This is a genomic window from Leisingera sp., assembly GCF_982940295.1.
On sequence record NZ_CEYXRG010000005.1, the window covers coordinates 190887 to 212857 of the forward strand.

The 21971-nt window shown below is 63.7% G+C and carries 19 protein-coding genes, 1 other RNA gene and 1 pseudogene; 16 read left to right on the forward strand and 5 right to left on the reverse strand.

All coding sequences use genetic code 11. The annotated features are described in order from the left end of the window. Positions 1–239 precede the first annotated feature (239 nt). The gene (locus tag AC4HIX_RS06940; protein WP_490398428.1) at positions 240–2096 is read left to right on the forward strand and encodes a 5'-nucleotidase C-terminal domain-containing protein; all 1857 of its coding nucleotides are present in this window, start codon (positions 240–242) and stop codon (positions 2094–2096) included. Between the two features lie 63 nt (positions 2097–2159). After that, positions 2160–2258: signal recognition particle sRNA small type (gene ffs, locus AC4HIX_RS06945), an RNA gene on the forward strand. 102 nt (positions 2259–2360) lie between these two features. Here the strand turns inward: ffs and AC4HIX_RS06950 are convergent. Continuing rightward, positions 2361–3194, reverse strand: coding sequence for a prephenate dehydratase (locus AC4HIX_RS06950; protein WP_475049923.1), 834 nt, complete (start codon positions 3192–3194; stop codon positions 2361–2363). A gap of 118 nt (positions 3195–3312) precedes the next feature. On the opposite strand from AC4HIX_RS06950, the gene AC4HIX_RS06955 reads away from it, so the two are divergent. Next, positions 3313–3819: a c-type cytochrome gene (locus tag AC4HIX_RS06955; RefSeq protein ID WP_490398429.1), complete on the forward strand. Its 507-nt coding sequence runs from the start codon at positions 3313–3315 to the stop codon at positions 3817–3819. 86 nt (positions 3820–3905) lie between these two features. Here AC4HIX_RS06955 and AC4HIX_RS06960 read toward each other — a convergent pair whose 3' ends face one another. Next, entirely contained in the window at positions 3906–4142 is a 237-nt protein-coding gene (locus AC4HIX_RS06960) for a putative hemolysin (RefSeq protein WP_475049929.1), read from the reverse strand. A gap of 218 nt (positions 4143–4360) precedes the next feature. On the opposite strand from AC4HIX_RS06960, the gene AC4HIX_RS06965 reads away from it, so the two are divergent. The 5 genes from AC4HIX_RS06965 (at position 4361) to AC4HIX_RS06985 (ending at position 11050) form a co-directional block, all read left to right on the forward strand. Then, on the forward strand, positions 4361–6274 hold the full coding sequence (locus AC4HIX_RS06965) for an extracellular solute-binding protein (protein ID WP_490398430.1): 1914 nt from the start codon (positions 4361–4363) through the stop codon (positions 6272–6274). 9 nt (positions 6275–6283) lie between these two features. Continuing rightward, positions 6284–7369 carry a microcin C ABC transporter permease YejB gene (locus AC4HIX_RS06970; RefSeq protein WP_475049934.1) on the forward strand — a complete coding sequence of 362 codons (1086 nt, stop codon included), beginning with the start codon at positions 6284–6286 and terminating at the stop codon, positions 7367–7369. Between the two features lie 3 nt (positions 7370–7372). Further along, positions 7373–8479, forward strand: a complete 1107-nt coding sequence (locus AC4HIX_RS06975) for an ABC transporter permease (protein ID WP_475049937.1) — start codon at positions 7373–7375, stop codon at positions 8477–8479. A gap of 133 nt (positions 8480–8612) precedes the next feature. Continuing rightward, the gene (locus AC4HIX_RS06980) at positions 8613–10205 is read left to right on the forward strand and encodes an ABC transporter ATP-binding protein (RefSeq protein ID WP_490398431.1); all 1593 of its coding nucleotides are present in this window, start codon (positions 8613–8615) and stop codon (positions 10203–10205) included. A 116-nt stretch (positions 10206–10321) separates the two neighbouring features. Continuing rightward, positions 10322–11050: a helix-turn-helix transcriptional regulator gene (locus AC4HIX_RS06985; protein ID WP_490398432.1), complete on the forward strand. Its 729-nt coding sequence runs from the start codon at positions 10322–10324 to the stop codon at positions 11048–11050. A 285-nt stretch (positions 11051–11335) separates the two neighbouring features. Here AC4HIX_RS06985 and hemN read toward each other — a convergent pair whose 3' ends face one another. Then, positions 11336–12691 carry an oxygen-independent coproporphyrinogen III oxidase gene (gene hemN, locus AC4HIX_RS06990; RefSeq protein WP_490398433.1) on the reverse strand — a complete coding sequence of 452 codons (1356 nt, stop codon included), beginning with the start codon at positions 12689–12691 and terminating at the stop codon, positions 11336–11338. 61 nt (positions 12692–12752) lie between these two features. On the opposite strand from hemN, the gene fnrL reads away from it, so the two are divergent. Together fnrL and AC4HIX_RS07000 are read left to right on the forward strand one after the other, a co-directional pair. Next, on the forward strand, positions 12753–13493 hold the full coding sequence (gene fnrL, locus AC4HIX_RS06995) for a transcriptional regulator FnrL (RefSeq protein WP_058285088.1): 741 nt from the start codon (positions 12753–12755) through the stop codon (positions 13491–13493). A 314-nt stretch (positions 13494–13807) separates the two neighbouring features. Then, a complete protein-coding gene (locus AC4HIX_RS07000) occupies positions 13808–14065 on the forward strand; it encodes a GlsB/YeaQ/YmgE family stress response membrane protein (RefSeq protein WP_490398434.1) in 258 nt (85 codons plus the stop codon). 80 nt (positions 14066–14145) lie between these two features. On the opposite strand, the gene AC4HIX_RS07005 is transcribed toward AC4HIX_RS07000, so the two are convergent. Next, the gene (locus tag AC4HIX_RS07005) at positions 14146–14985 is read right to left on the reverse strand and encodes a universal stress protein (protein WP_490398435.1); all 840 of its coding nucleotides are present in this window, start codon (positions 14983–14985) and stop codon (positions 14146–14148) included. Between the two features lie 206 nt (positions 14986–15191). Between AC4HIX_RS07005 and ccoN the strand changes: the two genes are divergently transcribed. The 6 genes and pseudogenes from ccoN (at position 15192) to AC4HIX_RS07035 (ending at position 21250) form a co-directional block, all read left to right on the forward strand. Next, entirely contained in the window at positions 15192–16802 is a 1611-nt protein-coding gene (gene ccoN, locus AC4HIX_RS07010) for a cytochrome-c oxidase, cbb3-type subunit I (RefSeq protein ID WP_490398436.1), read from the forward strand. 14 nt (positions 16803–16816) lie between these two features. Further along, a complete protein-coding gene (gene ccoO, locus AC4HIX_RS07015; RefSeq protein ID WP_490398437.1) occupies positions 16817–17545 on the forward strand; it encodes a cytochrome-c oxidase, cbb3-type subunit II in 729 nt (242 codons plus the stop codon). Positions 17546–17556: 11 nt separating this feature from the next. Then, a complete protein-coding gene (locus tag AC4HIX_RS07020) occupies positions 17557–17796 on the forward strand; it encodes a cbb3-type cytochrome c oxidase subunit 3 (RefSeq protein WP_475049958.1) in 240 nt (79 codons plus the stop codon). Continuing rightward, positions 17793–18662: a cytochrome-c oxidase, cbb3-type subunit III gene (gene ccoP / locus AC4HIX_RS07025; RefSeq protein ID WP_475049960.1), complete on the forward strand. Its 870-nt coding sequence runs from the start codon at positions 17793–17795 to the stop codon at positions 18660–18662. The genes AC4HIX_RS07020 and ccoP overlap by 4 nt, the downstream gene beginning before the upstream one ends. A gap of 187 nt (positions 18663–18849) precedes the next feature. Then, a pseudogene (locus AC4HIX_RS07030) lies at positions 18850–19979 on the forward strand (WD40/YVTN/BNR-like repeat-containing protein). A gap of 206 nt (positions 19980–20185) precedes the next feature. Continuing rightward, positions 20186–21250 (forward strand): calcium/sodium antiporter, encoded by a 1065-nt coding sequence (locus AC4HIX_RS07035; protein ID WP_490398438.1) that lies wholly within the window; start codon positions 20186–20188, stop codon positions 21248–21250. Here the strand turns inward: AC4HIX_RS07035 and AC4HIX_RS07040 are convergent. Further along, positions 21220–21969, reverse strand: a complete 750-nt coding sequence (locus AC4HIX_RS07040) for a DUF2270 domain-containing protein (RefSeq protein ID WP_490398439.1) — start codon at positions 21967–21969, stop codon at positions 21220–21222. The two genes, AC4HIX_RS07035 and AC4HIX_RS07040, sit on opposite strands and share 31 nt — an antisense overlap. Positions 21970–21971 lie beyond the last annotated feature (2 nt).

Consider the following 21971-nt stretch of genomic DNA (forward strand, 5'->3'; position numbering starts at 1 on the left):
GCGATACGCGCTTGCCTGTCGCTGCGCCGCCACACCTTTCGGGCTGCCGCGGGGGCTTTTTTCAGTAAACCATGGTGCAACCATGCCGCAGGGGGTGAGGCGGCCGCAAAAAGTTAACAAACCGCCGAAAGGAGTTATTGCAAATCCTTAGAACGCTGACTCAAATAGCCGTCAATCAAGAATGGCGCCGAATGGTGCGAGAGGAGCGGCGGGCAGGCGGTGTCAGCAGAGATTCGGACATGACGAGCGGGGCGGGGGCTCCGAAGGCCCGGCCCGCTGGGGTGCTGCGCGTCCTGGCGACCACGGACCTGCACTGCAACCTGCTGAGCCATGACTATTATTCCGACCGCCCCGACCCGGCCATCGGCCTGTCCCGGGTGGCCAGCCTGATCGCCCGCGAGCGTGCCGCGGCGGTTGAGCAGGGTGCAGCCTGTATTTTGGTCGACAACGGTGACGGCTTTCAGGGCTCGCCGCTGGGCGATATCGTTCCTGGTGCCAAAGGGCCGCATCCGCTGGCGCGCGCCTTTCAGGTGCTGGAGTATGATGCGGCCGGCCTGGGCAATCACGATTTTGATTACGGTCTCACAGCGCTGGCGGGTGTGCTTGCGGACGTGCCTTGCCCGGTGCTGTGCTCCAGCCTGACGGCGGTGCAGCCCGGGTATGAACTGCCTTTCGCAAAGAACGCGGTACTGGAGCGGCAAATCCCGGGCTGCCCCGGCCTGCCGCCGGTGCGGATCGGCCTGCTGTCGGTGCTGCCGCCCCAGACACTGATCTGGAGCGGCCACGCGCTGGAAGTGGAGCTGGAGGCCGCGGGTATCGTGGAAACCGCCGAAGCCCAGGCCCGGCGGCTGAGGGATGAAGGCTGCGATGTGGTGCTGGCACTGGCGCACACCGGCATCGCGGCCAGGACCGGGGCGGACCACAGCGAGAACGCGCTGGAACAGCTGGCGGCGCTGCCCGGGATTGATGCGGTGGTGGGCGGACATACCCATTTAACGCTGCCCGACCCGGAGTATCCTTTCGCCAAGCCGGTGGTGATGCCAGGCGCGCACGGGTCGCACCTGGGCGTCATAAGCCTGGAGCTGGAGCATACCGGCGCGGGCTGGCAGCTTGCTGGCGGCACCGCCAGCCTTCAGCCGGTGGCGCAGACAGGGCCTTCCGGTGCTGCTGAGCCACTGGTGGATGAGGAGGCCGGATTCACCCGGGCGATGGCGGCAGACCACGCCCGGACCCTGGAACGGATGCGGCAGCCTGCGGGCTACAGTCCAGTGGCGATGCATTCCTATTTCACCTTTTTCGCGCCCGACCGGGGCCTGGCGCTGGTTGCTTGTGCCCAGGCGGCTGCGGTGCGGCCGCTGCTGCGGGGCACCGCCACGGAACACCTGCCGCTGCTGTCTGCCGCGGCGCCGTGCAAATTCGGCGGCCGTTCCGGCCCGCATTCCTATACCGACATCCCGGCCGGGGAACTGTGCGCGCGCAACATTGCCGATTTGCAGGTCTTTCCCAATGAACTGCGGGTGGTCACGGTCACCGGTGCGCAGCTGCGGGAGTGGCTGGAGATGTCGGCGGGGCTGTTCAACCGGATCGAACCCGGCAGCTCCGGCAGCCTGCTGGCCGATCCGCAACGGGCGGGGCATCATTTCGACGTGGTTTTCGGGCTGACCTATCAGATCGATCTGTCGCAGCCGCCGCGGTTTTCCGCCACAGGGGAGTGCATAAATCCCTCGGCGCGCCGGATCGCGGATCTGAGCTGGAACGGGCGGCCAGTGGCGCCGGAGCAGCGTTTCGCGGTGGCTGCAAACAGCTACCGGGTCAGCGGCGGCGGCAGCTTCCGGATGCTGCGAGAGGCCGAAGAGCTGCCGCTGGCGCCAATGCGGATCCGCCAGGCGGTGCGCGACTATATCGCCGGTCGGCTGCCTGCCGACCCGCTGGCAGAGGCGCCATACCCCTGGCGCCTGGCGCCGATGCCCGGCACCAGCGCAGTGGCTGTGACCGGGCCGGCGGCGGCTGCGCATATGGATGAGCTGCCCGCCGGACTGGTGACACCGCGCGGGGTCACTGGCAGCGGTTTCTGGCAGCTCGAGCTGCGGCTCTGAGCCATAGAACGCCCGGTGTGTGCGGCCCTTGCCAATCCCGGCGGCCGCGCTTATATCGGGATTCGAGAGGTTGGCGCGGGCAAGCGCCTCGCCAACCTGGTCAGGTCCGGAAGGAAGCAGCCACAACGAGCCCCGCTTGGGTCGATGTCCAGCCTCTCACTTAATTCCCAAACAGCTTGATGCAGGGCGCCGTTTTCATACAATGAAAACGGCCAGGAAAAGTCGATTTTTCCTGGCCGGAATTCGCGCCGAATTCCGGCGGGCCTAGAACCGGCCGTTGTCCGCCGGGTAGACGCCGAGGATTTCCACGTTGGTGGTGAAATAGCTCAGCTCATCCATTGCCAGCTGCACATTGGCATCGTCCGGGTGGCCTTCGATATCGGCATAGAACTGGGTGGCTGTGAACGATCCGTCCACCATGTAGCTTTCCAGCTTGGTCATGTTGATGCCATTGGTGGCAAAGCCGCCCATCGCCTTGTAGAGCGCCGCCGGGATGTTGCGAACCTGAAAAACGAAGCTGGTGATCATGTTGTGGGCGCCGCGGCGGGTGTAATCCGGCTCTTGCGCCATGATCAGGAAGCGGGTGGTGTTGTCGCCGTTGTCCTCGATGTGGCGGGCCAGCACCTCCAGCCCGTAAATCTCGCCCGCCAGTTCGCTGGCCAGCGCGGCGGAGTGGATGTCGCCGGCCTCGGCCACGTCACGGGCGGCGCGGGCGTTGTCGGGGCTGACGCGGCCGCGGATGCCATGCTCGCGCAGGAAGGTTCCGCACTGCGGCAGCAGCACCAGATGCGAATGCGCCTCGCGGATGTCTTCCAATTTCGCCCCCGGCACCGCCAGCAGGTTGATATGCACCCGCACAAAGGCTTCGTCGATAATGTGCAGCCCGCTGTGCGGAAGCAGCCGGTGGCTGTCGGCCACCCGCCCGTAGGTGGAGTTCTCCACCGGCAGCATTGCCTGCTCTGCCTCGCCGGTGCGCACCGCCTCCAGAATGTCCTCGAAGGTGCGGCAGGCCAGCACCTCCATGCCGGGGCGGGCGATGCGGCAGGCCTCGTGGCTGTAGGAGCCCAGCTCCCCCTGAATGGCGATTTTGCGGCTCATGGGTGTGTTCCCCGTGCAAAACTTCAATATTTGGGCGTTTCGTCGCGCTGTCTATACCTTGCCACTTGGGAGGGGAAGCCTTAGACACCCCGTCAGACAGCTAAATGGACTCGCGATCATGTTTGACACGATGACCCTCACCAAAGCGACCGCAGGCGTCTGCGGCGCGTTCCTGGTATTCCTTCTGGGCAAATGGGGCGCAGAAGTACTGTATCACATGGACAGCCACGGTGAGGCTTCCTATGTGATCGAAGTTGCCACCGCCGAGGACGCCGGCAGCGACGAGCCGGAAGTCAGCTTCGAAGAGCTGATGGCTTCCGCCGATGCCGCGAAAGGCGCCAAGGTATTCAAGAAATGCTCTGCCTGCCACAAGCTGGAAGATGGCGCCAACGCCACCGGCCCGTACCTGTATGGTATTGTCGGCCGCGAAATCGCCGCCGCGCCGGGCTTTGGCTACTCCGGTGCCCTCTCCGCACTGCCGGGTGCTTGGACCCCGGAAGAGCTGGACGCCTTCCTGGCCAAGCCGTCTGCCTATGCCTCCGGCACCACCATGTCGTTCGCCGGCCTGAAGAAGCAGGCCGACCGGGTGAACCTCATCGCCTATCTGGACAGCCTGGACGACTGATCCGGACCGCTGTCCCAGCTATCCAAACAAAGAAGCCGCTGCAGACCGCAGCGGCTTTTTTTGATGCCCTCGCAAGTGGCGCCGGCTTAGGCCGGATTGTTCTCCCGGTAATAGGCCAGCGCATCGCGCTCTGTGCCGTCGGGCAGGATGCAGACGCCGATGGTGCCGGCCTTGCCGCTGCGCAGCACGTAACTGCCGCCGGTCTGCACGCAATATGCCTCTTCCGGGCTGCTGTAGACCACTTCTTCTTCCTGCTGGGCGCAGGCGCTGAGCGCGGCGGCTCCGGCAACCGCAAGCGCGGCAAACTTCATTGATTTCAGCATCGGCAGACTCCCTCATTCCATAACGCAATTGTGATGTGAGGCTGGCAGGCAATTTTATTTCGCGCAAGCGCGGTTGCGCGCAGGTCCTTGTTTCGGCTGCTTTATGCCCAGATCACGCTCCCAATCACCCAATCTCAACTTGAATGTTACCGCCTGCGGACATTAGCTTGGGGGCGAAAAATCCGGGCCGACGTTCCGGGCATAGGAGGTCTTGGCAGATGAAAACCGCTCGAGCTGCGGCACGCGTGCGCGTGAAAGACAGGGTGAACCCGCTGCAGGCCGCGGCGGCGCTGGCCTTGGGTCTGATTCTGGCACTTGCGGCGGCCACGCTGGCCAAGGCGGAAGAGACCATCATCAAGAGCCACGGCTTTGCCGAGTTCGGCGAGCTGAAATACCCGGAAGGCTTCGCCCATTTCGACTATGTGAACCCGGAGGCGCCAAAGGGCGGCGAGCTGTCGATCTCTGCTGTCGGCACCTTTGACAGCATGAACCCCTTCACCCGTAAGGGAAGGGCAGGGGCGCTGTCGTCGGACCATTTCGAAAGCCTGCTGGTGGAATCCTATGATGAGCCCGGCTCCTACTACGGGCTGATTGCCGAGAGCCTGGAATACCCCGAAAGCCAGGATTGGGTAATTTTTAACCTGCGCCCCGAGGCGACGTTTTCCGACGGCTCCCCAGTTGCTGCTGACGACGTGGTGTTCTCCCATAATATCCTGCTGGATCAGGGCCTGAAATCCTATGCCGAGGCGGTGCGCAAGCGCATCCCCAAGGCCGAGGCACTGGGGCCGCACCGGGTGAAGTTCCATTTCAGCCCAGACTTCCCGCGCCGGGCGATGATCACCCAGGTGGGCGGCACGCCGGTGTTCTCCAAGGCCTGGTTCGAGGCCGACCCGGAGAACCGCCGCTTGGATGAGCCGAGGCTGGATCCGGGCATCGGCTCCGGCCCCTACATGCTGGAAAGCGCCGAGGTGAACCAGCGCATCACCTACAAGCGCAACCCCAACTATTGGGGCGCAGACCTGAATGTGAACGTGGGCCGCCACAACTATGACCGCATCCGGGTGGAGTATTTCGGCGACGCGATTGCTGCGATGGAAGGGTTCAAGGCAGGGGTCTATACCTTGCGGCCGGAGAACAATTCCAAAAGCTGGGCCACCGCTTATGACTTTGCCGCGGTGGAAAAGGGCCAAGTGATCAAGGGTGAAATCCCGGACGGCAACGTGCCCGCCGCCAATGGCTTTGTGATGAACCTGCTTAAGCCCAAGTTCCAGGACATCCGTGTGCGGGAGGCGCTGCAGCTGGCGTTCAATTTCGAATGGACCAACGAGAGCCTGCAATACGGGCTGTTCCGCCACCGCTCGTCTTTCTGGCAGGATTCTCCGCTTGCGGCGAAGGGCCTGCCGGAGGGCCGCGAGAAAGAGGTGCTGGAAGCGCTGGGTGATCAGATCGACCCGTCAATCCTGACCTCAGAACCGGTGATGGCGCACAGCTCCAAGGCGTCACGGCCGGGCGACCGCAAGAACCTGCGCCGGGCGATGAAGCTGCTGGAAGAGGCCGGCTGGACCGTTGGCGATGACGGGGTGCGCCGCAACACCCAAGGCAAGGTGCTGAAGGTCGAATTCCTCGCCGACAGCCCGACCATCGAACGCATCGTGCAGCCCTATATCAGCAACCTGCGCACCATGGGGGTAGATGCGCTGCTGAACCGGGTGGATTACGCCCAGTACACCAGCCGCCGCCGGGAAAAGGAGTTCGACATGATCTCCCATGCCTTTCCGATGTCGCTGGAGCCCTCGACCGGGCTCTACCAGTATTTCGGCTCCGAAGCGCATGAGTATTCGGTGTTCAACCCGGCAGGCCTGGCCGATCCGGCGGTGGATGCGCTGATCGGCAATATCGTCAATGCCAACACCCAGGAGGAGCTGCGCGCCAATGCCCGCGCTTTGGACCGGGTGCTGCGCGCCAAGCGGTTCATGGTGCCGGCCTGGTATCTGGACGTGAACTGGATTGCCTATTGGGACATGTACCGCCACCCGGAAAACCTGCCGCCGTATAACACGGGGATGCTGGATCTGTGGTGGATCGACGCCGCCCGCGAGGCGGAGCTCAAGGCCGCTGGCGCCCTGCGGTAAGACACGGACATGGCAGCCTATATCCTCCGACGCCTGCTTCTGGTGATCCCGACGCTGTTCGGCATCCTGCTGGTGAATTTTGCGCTGGTGCAGTTTGTGCCAGGCGGCCCTGTGGAACAGATCATCGCCCAGCTGGAAGGCGGCGGCGACGTGTTCGAGGGCTTTGCCGGCGGCGGCGGTGACGCGGGCACCGAGGCGATCAGCGCCAATGAAAACTATGCCGGCCGCCAAGGCCTGCCGCCGGAGCTGATCAAGGAGCTGGAGGAGCAATTCGGCCTCGACAAGCCGCCGTTGGAACGGTTCCTGACGATGCTGTGGAACTATGTGCAGTTCGATTTCGGCGAAAGCTATTTCCGCAAGATCGACGTGACAGACCTGGTGCTGGAGAAGATGCCGGTGTCGATCTCGCTCGGCCTGTGGTCGACGGTGATCGCCTACATGATCTCGATCCCGATGGGCATCCGCAAGGCGCTGGGCGACGGCTCGCGCTTTGACACCTGGACCAGCGGCGTGATCATCGCGGCCTATGCAATCCCGTCCTTCCTGTTTGCCATCATGCTGCTGGTGCTGTTTGCCGGCGGCTCCTACTGGCAGATCTTCCCGTTGCGCGGGCTGACGTCGGACAATTGGGATCAGCTGAGCCTGCTGGGCAAGATTGGCGATTACTTCTGGCACATTGCGCTGCCGGTGCTGGCCTCGACCATTGGCGCCTTTGCAACGCTGACGCTCTTGACCAAGAACTCCTTCCTCGACGAGATCAAGAAGCACTACGTGATGACCGCCCGCGCCAAGGGGCTCAGCGAGAACCGGGTGCTCTATGGCCATGTGTTCCGCAATGCGATGCTGATCGTGATCGCGGGTTTCCCGTCTGTCTTCATCGGCATCTTCTTCTCCGGCTCGCTGATCATCGAGACGATCTTCTCGCTGGATGGCCTGGGCCGGCTGGGGTTCGAGGCCGCGGTGGCGCGGGATTACCCGGTGATCTTTGGCACGCTGTTCATCTTTGGCTTGATGAGCCTGGTGGTCGGCATCATCTCCGACCTGATGTACGTGCTGGTCGATCCGCGTATCGACTTTGAAAAGCGGGAGGGCTGAGGGATGGCACTCTCCCCCCTGAACCAGCGCCGCTGGAACAATTTCCGCAAGAACAAGCGCGCCTTCTGGTCGCTGATCATCTTCACCGTGCTGTTCACGATGTCGCTGTTTGCCGAGTTCATCGCCAACGACAAACCGATCCTGGTGAGCTACCGCGGAGAGATCTACACTCCAGTGTTCAAGTTCTACCCGGAGACCCAATTCGGCGGCGACTTCAGGACCGAGGCGATTTACAGCGACCCGGAGGTGGAATGCCTGATCCGCTCCGGCGGGATCGAGGATTGCTTTGATGAACCGGAGACGATCCTGGAGGATATCTCCGCAGGCACCTATGCCGCAGAAGGGTTTGAGGAAGGCTGGACCCTTTGGCCGCCGATCCCCTACAGCTACAACACCACTGTCGACCGCCCCGGCGCGGCGCCGCTGCCGCCCAACGGCCAGAACCTCTTGGGCACCGATGACACCAAGCGAGATGTGCTGGCGCGGGTGATCCACGGCTTCCGCCTGTCGATCCTGTTCACCTTGATCGTGACCGGCGCGGCCACGGTGCTGGGCATCTTGGCGGGCGCAGTGCAGGGGTATTTCGGCGGCTGGCTGGACCTGGTGTTCCAGCGCATCATCGAGATCTGGAGCTCCACGCCGACGCTTTACGTGATCATCATCATGTTTGCGATCCTGGGGCGCAGTTTCTGGCTCCTGGTGTTCCTGATGGTGCTGTTCGGCTGGACCGCGCTGGTCGGCGTGGTCAGGGCCGAGTTCCTGCGCGCCCGCAACCTGGAATATGTCCGCGCGGCCAAGGCGCTGGGGGTCGGCAACATGACCATCATGTTCCGTCACATGCTGCCCAATGCGATGGTGGCGACGCTGACCATGCTGCCGTTCATCGTGACCGGCACCATCTCGGCGCTGGCGGGGCTGGACTTCCTTGGCTTCGGCCTGCCGTCCTCGGCGCCCTCGCTGGGGGAGCTGACCCTGCAGGCCAAACAGAACCTGGAGGCGCCCTGGCTCGCCTTCACCGCCTTTTTCACCTTTGCCATCATGCTGTCGCTGCTGGTGTTCATCTTTGAGGGCGTGCGCGATGCCTTTGATCCGAGGAAGACGTTTTCATGAGTGACGCAGGTACCCTTGATGTGTACCGCCCGGCGGCACGCCGGGCAGTGCCCGTCCGCCCCCATGGGCGGGCACTTCGTTTCCGCCCGCGGACGGGCACCGCCCTTGCTGAAAAGTTGCCAAGCGAAGAATTATGACAACACTGGCCTCCCCACTCCTGAACGTCAAAGACTTGCGCGTCTCCTTCCGGCAGGACGGCAAGATCACCCAGGCCGTGCGCGGCGTGTCCTTCTCGGTGGGCCGCGGCGAGACCGTGGCACTGGTCGGCGAGAGCGGCTCCGGCAAATCGGTCTCGGCGCTCTCCACCGTGTCGCTGCTGGGCGACAGCGCCATCGTCGAGGGCTCCGTCACCTATGACGGCACCGAAATGGTCGGCGCCGACGAGAAGCACCTGATGCAGGTGCGCGGCAATGACATCAGCTTCATCTTTCAGGAGCCGATGACCTCGCTCAACCCGCTGCACACCATCGAACGCCAGCTGGAGGAATCGCTGGCGCTGCACCAGGGGCTGACCGGCAAGGCGGCCCGTGCGCGCATTCTGGAACTGATGGAGAAGGTCGGCATCCGCGATGCGGAAAACCGGCTCAGCGCCTATCCGCACCAGCTGTCGGGCGGACAGCGGCAGCGGGTGATGATCGCCATGGCGCTGGCCAACAAGCCCGACATCCTGATCGCGGATGAACCCACCACCGCGCTGGATGTGACCATCCAGGCGCAGATCCTTGATCTGCTGGCGGAGCTGAAGGAAAGCGAGGGCATGGGGCTGTTGTTCATCACCCATGACCTCGGCATCGTGCGCCGCATCGCCGACCGGGTCTGCGTGATGAAGGACGGTGAGATTGTCGAGGAAGGCCCGGCAGCGGAGATTTTCGCGAACCCGCAACACCCCTATACGCAGAAACTGCTGGCGGCAGAGCCTTCCGGCACCCCGCCGCCAGTGCCCCAAGGCGCCGAAGAACTGGTTGCCACCCGCGATCTCAAGGTCTGGTTCCCGATCCAGCGCGGCCTGTTGAAACGCACCGTGGGGCATGTGAAGGCAGTGAACCCGGTGACGGTCTCGGTCCGGGCAGGCGAGACGCTGGGGATCGTCGGCGAAAGCGGCTCCGGCAAGACCACGCTGGCGCTGGCCATCATGCGGCTGATCGCGTCGGAAGGCGCGGTGAATTTCCAAGGCCAGGACCTGCGCAAATGGTCGACCCGCGACCTGCGCCGCTTGCGCAAGGACATGCAGATCGTGTTCCAGGACCCTTTCGGTTCGCTCAGCCCGCGGATGACCTGCGCCCAGATCATCGCGGAGGGGCTGTCGATCCACAAGGTGGACCGGCACCGCGATACCCGCGAACTGGTGGCCGAGGTGATGCGCGAGGTGGGGCTGGACCCAGGCGCAATGGACCGCTACCCGCATGAGTTCTCCGGCGGCCAGCGCCAGCGCATCGCCATTGCCCGCGCCATGGTGCTGCGGCCCAAGCTGGTGGTGCTGGACGAGCCGACCTCGGCGCTGGACATGACCGTGCAGGTGCAGATCGTCGAGCTGCTGCGCGACCTGCAGGCGCGTTACGGGCTGGCGTATCTGTTCATCAGCCACGACCTGAACGTGGTGCGGGCGATGTCGCACAATGTGCTGGTGATGAACCAGGGCGATGTGGTCGAAGCCGGGCCGGCCGATGCCCTGTTCCGCAATCCGCAGCAGGACTACACCAGAAGGCTTTTGGCGGCTGCTGGATAAACCCTTGAGGTTGCGGATGTTTCCGCTGTTTTGAGTGCGCGCATAGAGTGCATAATTTTTATTCAGTTCAAAATACCGTAAAATTATGCAAAAATATCCGAATGCAGATTGGGGGAATGGATCTTTACGAAAGATTCATGTCGGCACAGACCAGCGCTGACCGGTGGCGTATTGCAAACGAGGTAATGGCCTCGCTTGGAGCCGCCGCGCTGAACGTGGCTGAGGTTGAAATCAAAACCCGCAGGCTTCTTTGGATGAGAAGCAGCATGAGCAGCGAATTCCTGACCGAGTATGCAAGCCAAAAATTTTACGAGGTGGATCAGTTTGTTTGTGAAATTGCCCAGCCTTTCTACCCGTCCCTGCATATAACCGGCACGTTGGAACGCGCTGCGGCGCCAAGCCAGCGGCATTTGGACTTCAATTGGACAACCTGGGATATGGGGTACACGCTGGGGTATGCCATGCGGTTTGCCGGGGCCAGCCCGGACACCAGCAAGACAGTCGTATTTTGCGCCCGCGAGAAGGCCTCGGAATTCACCCAGGATCAGTTCGAGAAGATCCGGCAGGCGGGAACAGCCGTCGCCGCATTTATCAGCGCGCCAGGCAAAGGTGAGGAGTGTCTCGATCTTTATGACCTGGGGGCCGGGAAGACACTCTCAGGCCGGGAAAAGCAGGTTCTGGCTTTGCTTGCAGCAGGGTATCTGAATACCCGGATAGCGCACGAGCTGGGCATCGCCGAAGTCACCGTGCGCAAAACCCTGTTGTCCGCGCGTCAGAAGCTGGGCGCGAAAACACGGGAGGAAGCGCTCGCCATTGCTGTCAAGGCGGGGCTGCTGGAGTTCTGAAACAGGCCGGGATAGAGATCCCGGCCTTCGCTTAATTGCTACGGCACTGCTAAGCCAGCGCCGCCCTGTCCCCCAGAGCCAGGCGGGCATAAATCACCCGTTGCGGCGGGCCGCAACTCAAATGAAGCAGCAGCCCCATTGGTGCTTCGGGAGGAACAAAGCCCGCAAACGTGGAAAGCTCTTCGTAAGCGCAGCGATGGGGAATCCCGAAGCACAGTGCCAGTGTGCAGGCGGCTTAAAGGCCGTGCCAGCTATCGATTCCGATATCCCGATGCCGCAGCGAGATCAGATCGCAGGACTGTGCCCGGTTTTGCTCAGCTCATAGGCGTCCAGGCTGCGGGCAATAATCCGGGTCAGAGGCCGGGCTTCCTGCTTGATCTCCAGACCGGCGGGCGACAGTTGCAGCATCCCGGGAAACGCCGCTGCCGTTGCGCGCAGCAGCGTGTCGAGCCGGGCCGGGGAGACATCAAAGCGAGCCAGGATCTCCTGGCGGCAGATCCGGAAATCGCACATCAGCGCTTCGATCAGCCGCGCCCGCAGCAGATCCTCGCCCTGGAACGCATGGCCGCGGGCGGTGGCGAACCGGCCTGTGCGGATGGCGCGGATGTAGTCCGACGTGCCGGGGGCATTCTGGGCATAGCCTTGCGGGAAGCGCGAAATGGCGGAGGCGCCGATGCCGATCAGCACGTCTGCCGGATCGTCGGTATAACCCTGGAAGTTGCGCCTCAGCCGGCCGCTGCGCTGGGCAATAGCCAGCCCGTCCGCGGGCCGTGAGAAATGGTCGATGCCGATCTCCCGGTATCCGTCCCACAAGAACAGTTGGCGCGCGGTCTCAAACAGCTCCAGCCGGGCCTCCGGCGTTGGCAGTGTGTCCGACCGGATCATACTTTGCCGCCCGGCCATCCAAGGCACATGGGCATAGCCGTAGACCGCCACCCGGTCGGGGGTGAGCGACAAAAGCTTCTGCACGCTTTCGGTCATCCGCTCCGGGGTCTGATGCGGCAGCCCGAACAGGATATCGGCATTGAGGCTGCCGATCCCGTGCGACCGCAGCATGTCGATGGCCTGCTTAGTAGTCTCGAAACTCTGGATCCGGCCGATCGCCTGCTGGATGGTGCTGTCGAAGTCCTGCACCCCGACAGACGCGCGGTTCATGCCCGACTCGGCCAGCGCATCCAGGCGCCGGTCGCCGACCTCATTCGGGTCGATCTCCACCGAAAACTCAGCATAAGGCGCCAGCGGAAACGCGCCGGTGACCGCTGCCGCCAGATCCCGGATCTGCTCCGCGTTCAGCAGTGTCGGGGTGCCGCCGCCCCAATGCAGGCGCGATAGCGTGATGCCCTCGGGCAGCTGCTGGCGGAGCAGGGCGATTTCCGCTTTGAGGACCTCCACATAGGCCGCCACAGGCGCGTCCGATTGGGTGCCCTGCGTGCGGCAGGCGCAAAACCAGCATAATCTGCGGCAGAAAGGCACATGAACATACAATGAGATGCTGCTGCCCGGTGCAATGCTCGACATCCAACTGGAAGACCGTGCGGAATCGGTCGATCTGCCAAAGTGCGGCGCCGTCGGATAACTGGTATAGCGCGGCACTTTGGCGTCAAACAAACCGAGTTTGGCCAATTGAGCTTTCTGATCCATTCCATTACCGTTAAGGGAGCGCGCGAGCTCAAGCCTTGACCCAGATCAACCGGACCCCCAAATGAACGCTCCTATCCTGTCACAGTCCAGATGCGGGGACTGCCCGATCCGCCACCGTGCCGTCTGTGCACGCTGCAATGCGGATGAGCTGGAGGAGCTGGACGCCATAAAATACTACCGTACCTATGAGGCGGGGCAGCCGATCATCTGGTCGGGCGACGTGATGAATTTCGTCGGCTCGGTTGTGTCGGGCATTGCCTCTCTGACCCAGACGATGGAGGACGGGCGCACCCAGATGGTGGGGCTCTTGCTGCCCAGCGATTTTGTCGGCCGCCCGGGCCGCGAAGGCGCGGCCTATGATGTGGCGGCGACCACCGATGTGGTGATGTGCTGCTTCCGCAAGAAGCCGTTCGAGGAGCTGATGGAGCGCACGCCGCATATCGCGCACCGGCTGCTGGAGATGACGCTGGACGAGCTGGACGCGGCGCGCGAGTGGATGCTGGTCCTGGGCCGCAAGACCGCGCGCGAGAAAATCGCGAGCCTCCTGGCCATCATCGCCCGCCGCGATGCGACGCTGACGCCGGGCGGCGCCACCAACCGGATGGTGTTCGACCTGCCGCTGACCCGCGAGGCGATGGCCGACTACCTGGGCCTGACGCTGGAAACCGTGAGCCGCCAGATCTCGGCGCTCAAGAAGGACGGCATCATCGAACTCGAGGGCAAGCGGCATGTGACCGTGCCCGACATGCGCCGCCTGATGGAAGAGGCCGGCGACGACAGCGACGGCGGCTTCCTGGGCTAACCGGGCGGGCGGCGTTTTCCTTTTTTGCCGAACTGTTTGCTGGCGGTTGAGGCCGGCCCGCCAGCGCGGGCTTGCGCGCCGGCCGAGTGGGTTGATCAAAGCAGCTTACCGCTTAAGCGGCGGGAAGCTCCCGCGGCCGCGCGTGCCCGGCTGCGCCGGACCCGCTGGCGTCCTCCCGTTAGGAAGGGCGGACGACGGTCGGGAGTTCCACGGGACAGCTTGGCAGAGATCCGGTTGCCGGCAAGCTCAACCTTGAACGTGACCCGGCAAAAGGACTGTGGTCTACTGGCCGCATCACAAAAGCGGAGGCGGCAATGCATTTTGGAAGCGTGATCGGGATGCTGATCATCGGAGCCCTGGCCGGGTGGCTGTCGGGCAAGATCATGCAGGGGCGCGGATTTGGCCTGTTGGGCAATATCATCATCGGCGTGGTCGGCGCCTTTCTGGCCGGAACGATCTTTCCGGCGCTGGGCTTTGCCGCAGGGGGAGGGTTTTTCTGGTCGCTGATCCACGCCACGATCGGCGCGGTGATCCTGCTGTTCCTGATCGGGCTGATCCGCAAGGCCAGCTAGGCCGCTCGAGGCCCCGAAACAGAAAAGGCGCCCCGCGGGGCGCCTTTCTTGTCTGTATCAGTATCAGCTTGCGGCGCGTATCAATGCGCCATCAGCACCGGGACCGCCGCCTGTTCCAGCATGTTTCGGGTGGCGCCGCCGAGGATGGCCTCGCGGAAACGGGAATGGCCGTAGGCGCCCATCACGATCAGGTCGGCGGCGGTATCCGCCGCATGGCGGTTCAGGATGTCCGACACCCGGGTCAGCGTCTTGCTGAGCACGTCGATTTCGCAGGTGACGCCGTGGCGGGACAGCATCTGCGCCAGCATGCCGCCTGGATCCGAACGCTCCGGCCCATGCTGCGGCGGGTCGATCACCGCAATGCGCACGAGGTCGGCGCCAACCAGGAACGGCAGAGATTTGCGGATTGCGGTCATCGCCTCAAGGCTTTCGTTCCAGGCCACCAGCACGGTTTTGGGTCTGCGCAGCGGTTCGCCTTTGTCCGGCACCACCAGCACTGGCGCGCGGCCTTCGAACAGCGCCGATTCGACGATCGGCTCGGCCTCGGCGCGTTTCTCCTTGCCATAGGGCTTGCCCAGCACCACCAGATCGGAGAACCGCGCGTGGCGCGCCACGTGGCGGCCAAGATCGGCGATCTGGGCAACACCGCTGTCGGTGGCAAAGGGCACGCCCGCCCGTTGCATCGCCTCCTCGGCGCCGGCCTGGACCGCTTCGGCCTCTTCCTGGGCGCGGGCCAGGGTTTCCTGCAGCACCATGGCATTGGCGCCAGCGTAGTAATAGCCCGTCTGGGTGCGGTCGACACCGAGGCAGAGCGCATCGGCATGGGCGCCGAACTCTTCTGCCAGGGCCGCAATTTGCGCCAGGGGCGCCGCTGCGGTTTCCGCAGCCGTCAGAACGGTAAGCAAGGACTTGTAGGACATGACACCTCCCGGCGGGGTCTCAGCGCCGCGGGCCCCCATGGCCCCGGCGCGGGGGTTTTCACTGCACGGGAAGAAGTGTCACATGTTGCCAGGAATTGTCTTGATGCAGATCAAGGCAGGAGGGAGGCGCGTTTTGCAAGAAGAGCGCGGTCTATTAACGTCCCCGTATCCGCAGGATTCGCGGGGGCACGGCAAAGGGACGCAAGATGTCTAACTATATCAAGCTGATAGCGCTTGGTTTGGTCACGCTGTTTGCGATGATCGGTACCAATTACGCGCGGGATCTGGCTTACCAGGTGCATGCGGTCATCGTGATGATCGTGGCCGGTGGCCTGTTCCTCTATACTTTGCGCCACACCAACGAGCCGAAAAAGGCAGTTGTTGGTCTGGAAAATGAGTATTTCGACAGCGTTGTGCGCGCTGGTACAATTGCAACCGCCTTTTGGGGCGTGGTCGGGTTTCTGGCAGGGACCTTCATTGCGTTCCAGCTGGCCTTTCCGGCGCTGAATTTCGATTGGGCGCAAGGGTTTGCCAATTTCGGCCGCCTGCGCCCGCTGCACACTTCTGCAGTGATTTTTGCATTTGGCGGCAACGCGCTGATCGCAACCTCCTTCTACGTGGTGCAGCGGACTTCCGCGGCGCGCCTCTGGGGCGGCAACTTGGCCTGGTTCGTGTTCTGGGGCTACCAGCTGTTCATCGTGCTGGCGGCAACCGGCTACTTGCTGGGCGGCACCCAGTCCAAGGAATACGCGGAGCCGGAATGGTACGTTGACCTGTGGCTGACCATCGTCTGGGTCGCCTATCTGGCCGTGTTCCTGGGCACCATCATCAAACGCAAGGAACCGCACATCTACGTGGCGAACTGGTTCTTCCTGTCGTTCATCGTCACCGTGGCCATGCTGCACCTGGTCAACAACGCGACCATTCCGGTGTCGATCTGGGGTTCCAAGTCCGTGATCGTCTGGCCGGGCGTGCAGGATGCGATGGTGCAGTGGTGGTACGGGCACAACGCCGTGGGCTTCTTCCTGACCGCAGGCTTCCTGGGCATGATGTACTACTTCATCCCGAAGCAGGCCGAACGTCCCGTGTTCTCCTACAAGCTGTCGATCATCCACTTCTGGGCGCTGATCTTCCTGTACATCTGGGCCGGTCCGCACCACCTGCACTACACCGCGCTGCCTGACTGGGCCTCGACCCTGGGCATGGTGTTTTCGGTGATCCTGTGGATGCCCAGCTGGGGCGGCATGATCAACGGCCTGATGACCCTTTCGGGTGCCTGGGACAAGCTGCGCACCGACCCGGTGATCCGGATGATGGTGATCTCCGTCGGCTTCTACGGCATGTCCACCTTTGAGGGCCCGATGATGTCGATCCGCGCAGTGAACTCGCTGAGCCACTACACTGACTGGACCATTGGCCACGTGCACTCCGGCGCACTCGGCTGGAACGGCATGATCACCTTTGGCGCGCTGTACTACCTGGTGCCGGTGCTGTGGAAGCGTGAACGCCTGTACAGCCTCAGCCTCGTGTCCTGGCACTTCTGGCTCGCCACCATTGGCATCGTGCTCTACGCCGCGTCGATGTGGGTGACCGGTATCATGGAAGGCCTGATGTGGCGCGAAGTGGACGCTAACGGCTTCCTGGTGAACTCCTTTGCCGACACCGTGGCAGCGAAGTTCCCGATGTATGTGGTGCGCGGTCTGGGCGGGGTCATGTTCCTCGCGGGCTCCATCATCATGTGCTACAACCTGTGGATGACCGTCCGCCGGGCACCGGCCAAAGAGGCCAGCCTGTCGGTTCAGGTCCCGGCTGAATAAGGAGGGCCGGAGCAATGGCTATTCTCGACAAACATAAGATCCTCGAGACCAACGCGACCCTCCTGCTGATTTGCAGCTTCCTGGTCGTGACCATCGGCGGTCTGGTGCAGATCACACCGCTGTTCTACCTGGAAAACACCATCGAGGAGGTGGAGGGCATGCGTCCCTACACCCCGCTCGAACTGGCGGGCCGCGAGGTCTACATCCGGGAAGGCTGCTATGTCTGCCACAGCCAGATGATCCGCCCGATGCGCGACGAGGTCGAACGCTACGGCCACTACTCGCTGGCGGCGGAGTCGATGTACGACCGCCCGTTCCAGTGGGGCTCCAAGCGGACCGGGCCCGACCTGGCCCGGGTGGGCGGCCGCTACTCGGATGAGTGGCACGTCGACCACCTGCGCGACCCGCAGGCCGTTGTGCCGGAATCGGTGATGCCGAAATACGGCTTCCTCGAAGACAAGAAGATCGACGGCAAATACATCGGCGACATCATGGCCACCAACGCCATGCTGGGCACGCCCTACAGCGAGGAGATGATCGAGACCGCACAGGCCGACTTCCGCGCCCAGGCGGATCCGGACAGCGACTATGACGGGCTGCTGGAGCGCTATGGCGACAAGGTCAACGTGCGCAACTTCGATGGTCAGCCAGGTGTCTCCGAGGCCGATGCGCTGATCGCCTATCTGCAGATGCTGGGCACGCTGGTCGACTTCTCGACCTTCACCCCGGATGCAAGCCGGTAAGGGAGGATAGGATGGAACTCTATACACTCCTGCGGGAATTTGCAGATAGCTGGATGCTGCTGTTCCTGTTCATCGTCTTCATCGGAATAATTGTCTGGGCGTTCCGCCCAGGCAGCACCAAGGCCTACGAGGATACCGCAAACATCCCGTTCCGCCACGTTGATGCTCCGGCGCCCCGCCGGGGAGCCGATGCAGCAGCGCCCCGCAAGGGCGACGACAAACCCGCCGCGACTAAGGAGGCGAGGGCATGAGCAAAAAATCGAAAAAGTTCGAGGGCGATCCGAACACCACCGGCCATGAGTGGGACGGGATCGAGGAATTCGACAACCCGATGCCGCGCTGGTGGCTATGGACCTTCTACGCCACCATCATCTGGGGCGTCCTCTACACCATCGCCTATCCGGCCTGGCCGCTGGTCAACTCGGCCACCGCAGGCATCCTGGGCTGGTCGACCCGCGGCGACGTGGCGGCCGAGATCACCGCGGTGGAAGAAGCCAACGCGCCGGTCAACGCCAAGCTGGAAGCGGCTGAGCTGACTGCTATCGCGGGTGACACGGAACTGAACACATACGCAGTGTCTGCAGGCTCCGCCGTGTTCAAGACCTGGTGCGCCCAGTGCCACGGCTCCGGCGCGGCCGGTGCCAAGGGCTACCCGAACCTCCTGGACGACGACTGGCTCTGGGGCGGTTCGGTGGAGGACATCCATGCCACCATCGCGCACGGCATCCGCAACGAGGACAGCGACGACGCGCGCTACTCCGAGATGCCTGCCTTCGGCCGCGATGAACTTCTGGAGAAAGAAGAGATCAGCCAAGTGGTCAACTACGTGATGTCCCTGTCGGGTGAGCCGCAGGATGCGTCCAAGGTCGAGGCCGGTTCGGTAGTCTTTGCCGATAACTGCGCCTCCTGCCACATGGAAGACGGCACCGGCGACCGCTCGCAGGGCGCGCCGAACCTGGCCGATGCGATCTGGCTTTATGGCGGCGACTACGCCACCCTGACCGAGACCGTGAGCAACTCGCGCTATGGCGTGATGCCGGCCTGGAATACCCGCCTGACCGAAGCGCAAATCCGCGCCGTCTCGGCCTATGTCCACCAGCTGGGCGGCGGCGAATAAGCCGGACCGGGTTTTAGAAGAAGATCGAAGGGGCTGCCTGCGGGCGGCCCTTTTTTCGTCTGGCCGCCACCGGCACCTGCCCGGCCGTGAGGCCGCGAAGGCCTGGAACAGCCAGTTTCCGCCCTGCCGCCCTTGCACATGCGACATCTCTGATAGGTTGTGGTATCCTTGCGCTTGGAGGCCAGCTATGACCGCATCCGCACGCATTCTTCTCGGCACGACCAAAGGCGCCTTTATTCTGACCCCGCGGGGCAAGGACTGGTCCGTTTCAGGCCCCCACTGCGATGGATGGAGCATCAACCACGTCATCGGTGACCCGGACAGCGGCACACTTTGGGCGGGCGGGGGCGGCGAGTGGCACGGGGCAGGTGTCTGGCGTTCCGAGGATGGTGAGAGCTGGGAGCTGTCCAAGCTGTCAAACGGCCAGATCGACGAATGGGCCGCCTCGGACCCGGAAACGGCGGCTTTCTTCAATTGGAGCCCACCGAGGTTCCCTTTGAAAACCTCAAGGCTGTCTGGTCGCTGCACAGTGCGCATGGGGTGCTCTACGCGGGCACCAATCCCGCCGAACTATTGTCCAGCGCGGATGGCGGCAGGACATGGCAGAAGAATACCGCGCTCGAAAATCATCCGTCCCGCGACAGCTGGAACCCCGGCGCGGCCGGGCTGGTGCTGCACACTTTGCTTAGCGACCCTGGCAGCGCCGGCAAGATGTGGCTGGGCATATCTGCGGCAGGGGTTTTCGCCACGGAGGACGGCGGCAAGACCTGGGAACGCCGCAATCGCCTGTCTAACGACACGGTCTGCACCGGGCACCATCACCCCGCCGCGCCGCAGAACGGCGAAACCGGCCATTGCGTGCACAACATGCAGCGCGGCCCCGGCGATTTGCTCTATCAGCAGAACCACCACGGCACCTACCGCAGCACGGATGGCGGGCGCACATGGAGCGATATCACCGCCGGGCTGCCGTCCACCTTCGGCTTCCCGGTTGCGATCCACCCGCACGACCCGGATACAATCTGGGTGCTGCCGCTGAACGGCGACGCGGACGGCCGTTTCCCGCCTGATGCATCGGCCGCGGTTTGGAAATCCACCGACGGCGGTGAAACGTGGGCGGCCAAGCGGGACGGGCTGCCGCAGGGCAGCTGTTTCTTCACGGTGCTGCGGCAGTCGATGGCTACCGATGCAGAGGCGGGCCTCTATTTCGGAACCAACTCGGGCTCGGTCTTTGCCAGCTCTGACGAGGGCGAAAACTGGATCGAAATCGCCCGGCACCTGCCAACAATCCTGTCGGTGGAGACCCTGAGCCAGTAACCTTGCGGCGGCGCTGCGGCCTGCGGCTGGGATACCGCGAAGAAATGACCGCTGCGGCCTCTTGAAAACCGGAAGGCGAAATCTCACTTCCGCGCTGGATGCTTGCTGGCCAATCTGCTCTGCTAAGGAAGATGAGGGGCGCAGCAGTGGCGTCAGCTGCGCGGCGCTTGGCAAGGGCAAGGGGCGCATTCCCGGAGAGATTAAACGTGTTCGATATCTGGCTGCCGCTTCTGGGCGGGCTTCTTCTGCTGATCCTGGGCGGCGAGTTCCTCGTCCGAGGGGCAGTGCGCGTTGCGGAGCGCTTCGGAGTGTCGCCGCTGGTCATCGGTCTCACCCTTGTCGGCTTCGGCACCTCGGCGCCAGAGCTGGTGACTTCGGTGCGCGCCGCGCTTTCGGGCGCACCCGGCATTGCCTATGGCAATATCGTCGGCTCCAACATCGCCAACATCCTGCTGATCGCCGGGGTTTCGGCCCTGATTGCACCGATGGCGGTGCAGTCGGCGGCGCTGAAGCGTGACGGGGCGGTGATGCTGGCGGCCGCAGTAGTGTTTGCGGCGCTGGCGGCGGTGATGCCGGTCACCCGCACCGCGGGCATCCTCTTCGTGCTGGCGCTCGCCGGCTATATTTTCCTTGCCTTCCGCCAGGAGCGCGCCGGGGCAGCCGTGGCTGTGCCTGCGGCCGGCCCGGCTAACGCGGCAACCGGCAGCGCAGCTGAGCCGGATGAGGGGCATGGTGCGCTGCATGAGAAGGCGGCGGCGCTGGAGGCGCTGGACCCGGCGCTCACCCCTGCGGACCCGGCACCTGCGCCAGCCGACCGGCCAGGCTTGTGGTCCTCGCTGGCTATTGCACTGGCAGGGCTTGGCCTGGTTGTGGCAGGCGGCGGTTGGCTGGTGGACGGCGCTGTGCAGCTGGCCCGTTCGCTGGCAGTCTCGGAAACCGTGATTGGCCTCACCATCGTTGCCATCGGCACCTCGGCGCCGGAACTCGCGACCTCGGTGATGGCGGCGCTGCGGCGTCAGGGTGACATGGCGTTCGGCAATATCGTCGGCTCCAACATCTACAACATCCTCGGCATCGGCGGCGTCACCGCGGCGATCGCGCCTTCGCCGGTGCCCGCGCAGATCGTGGGGTTCGACAACCCGCTGATGGTTCTGGTGTCGCTTGCGCTGCTCGCGCTGGCCTGGACCGGCCTGCGGGTGTCCCGGCGCGAGGGCGCGGTGCTGCTGGCAGGCTACTGTGCCTATCTCTGGTGGCTTTGGCCCGCGGCCTGAGCCGCCGCCGAGTCGGCCAGGGTCTTGGGCTTGCCCCCCGCCGCCGGCGGGCGGATGCCCAGACCCTGCTGGTCATAGAGGCTGCTCCAGACGGCAATGCAGCTCCAGCTCACCACATAAAGAACGCCGAACACGATCACCACGCCGCCCGGCAGCGGCCCGATCTCCGCCCGTTCCAGCGCCTGGTCGAATGACTCGATCGGGCGCGGGTGCACCGCGATCTTGCCGGCATAGGCCAGCGACTGGATCAGCAGCACCCACAGGTAGTTGCGCTTGATCCGCCGCCCGATCGATTGCAGCAGGTTGATGTGATAGTCCGGCCGGTTGTAGTCATGCGCCAGAACCTTCTGCCAGTTCTCCTCCAGATGCAGGTCGCCGTCATGCAGCATCGGCGCGTAGAAATGCTTCTCCAGCCAGCGGGCCCGGGCGCGGAAAACGTTGTAGAACCGGTAGCGCCGCGCCTCCAGCATCAGGAAGAAGATGATCAGGATGCCGACCAGGATCAGCGGCAAAGGGGACGCCTCGGGTGAGGAATAGGAAATCGACAGCGCAACGCCCAGCGTCACCACCGCCCAGTTGGTGGTGATGTCCAGCCGGGTGCGCCACATAACGCTGCGATAAACCTCGCCGCGGTACAAATGCGCCAAAGCGCCGACCTCGGCCGCCGACAGCGGAGCGCGTTTCCCGGCGTCTGCCTGTCCGTTCTCTCCCTTGGCCATGA

Bases quoted from the DNA above. Each gene is read 5' to 3' on its own strand.
- AC4HIX_RS06940 (WP_490398428.1), top strand. From the start codon at position 240: ATGACGAGCGGGGCGGGGGCTCCGAAGGCCCGGCCCGCTGGGGTGCTG.
- AC4HIX_RS06950 (WP_475049923.1), bottom strand. From the start codon at position 3,194: ATGAGCCGCAAAATCGCCATTCAGGGGGAGCTGGGCTCCTACAGCCAC.
- AC4HIX_RS06955 (WP_490398429.1), top strand. From the start codon at position 3,313: ATGTTTGACACGATGACCCTCACCAAAGCGACCGCAGGCGTCTGCGGC.
- AC4HIX_RS06960 (WP_475049929.1), bottom strand. From the start codon at position 4,142: ATGCTGAAATCAATGAAGTTTGCCGCGCTTGCGGTTGCCGGAGCCGCC.
- AC4HIX_RS06965 (WP_490398430.1), top strand. From the start codon at position 4,361: ATGAAAACCGCTCGAGCTGCGGCACGCGTGCGCGTGAAAGACAGGGTG.
- AC4HIX_RS06970 (WP_475049934.1), top strand. From the start codon at position 6,284: ATGGCAGCCTATATCCTCCGACGCCTGCTTCTGGTGATCCCGACGCTG.
- AC4HIX_RS06975 (WP_475049937.1), top strand. From the start codon at position 7,373: ATGGCACTCTCCCCCCTGAACCAGCGCCGCTGGAACAATTTCCGCAAG.
- AC4HIX_RS06980 (WP_490398431.1), top strand. From the start codon at position 8,613: ATGACAACACTGGCCTCCCCACTCCTGAACGTCAAAGACTTGCGCGTC.
- AC4HIX_RS06985 (WP_490398432.1), top strand. From the start codon at position 10,322: ATGGATCTTTACGAAAGATTCATGTCGGCACAGACCAGCGCTGACCGG.
- hemN (WP_490398433.1), bottom strand. From the start codon at position 12,691: ATGGATCAGAAAGCTCAATTGGCCAAACTCGGTTTGTTTGACGCCAAA.
- fnrL (WP_058285088.1), top strand. From the start codon at position 12,753: ATGAACGCTCCTATCCTGTCACAGTCCAGATGCGGGGACTGCCCGATC.
- AC4HIX_RS07000 (WP_490398434.1), top strand. From the start codon at position 13,808: ATGCATTTTGGAAGCGTGATCGGGATGCTGATCATCGGAGCCCTGGCC.
- AC4HIX_RS07005 (WP_490398435.1), bottom strand. From the start codon at position 14,985: ATGTCCTACAAGTCCTTGCTTACCGTTCTGACGGCTGCGGAAACCGCA.
- ccoN (WP_490398436.1), top strand. From the start codon at position 15,192: ATGTCTAACTATATCAAGCTGATAGCGCTTGGTTTGGTCACGCTGTTT.
- ccoO (WP_490398437.1), top strand. From the start codon at position 16,817: ATGGCTATTCTCGACAAACATAAGATCCTCGAGACCAACGCGACCCTC.
- AC4HIX_RS07020 (WP_475049958.1), top strand. From the start codon at position 17,557: ATGGAACTCTATACACTCCTGCGGGAATTTGCAGATAGCTGGATGCTG.
- ccoP (WP_475049960.1), top strand. From the start codon at position 17,793: ATGAGCAAAAAATCGAAAAAGTTCGAGGGCGATCCGAACACCACCGGC.
- AC4HIX_RS07040 (WP_490398439.1), bottom strand. From the start codon at position 21,969: ATGGCCAAGGGAGAGAACGGACAGGCAGACGCCGGGAAACGCGCTCCG.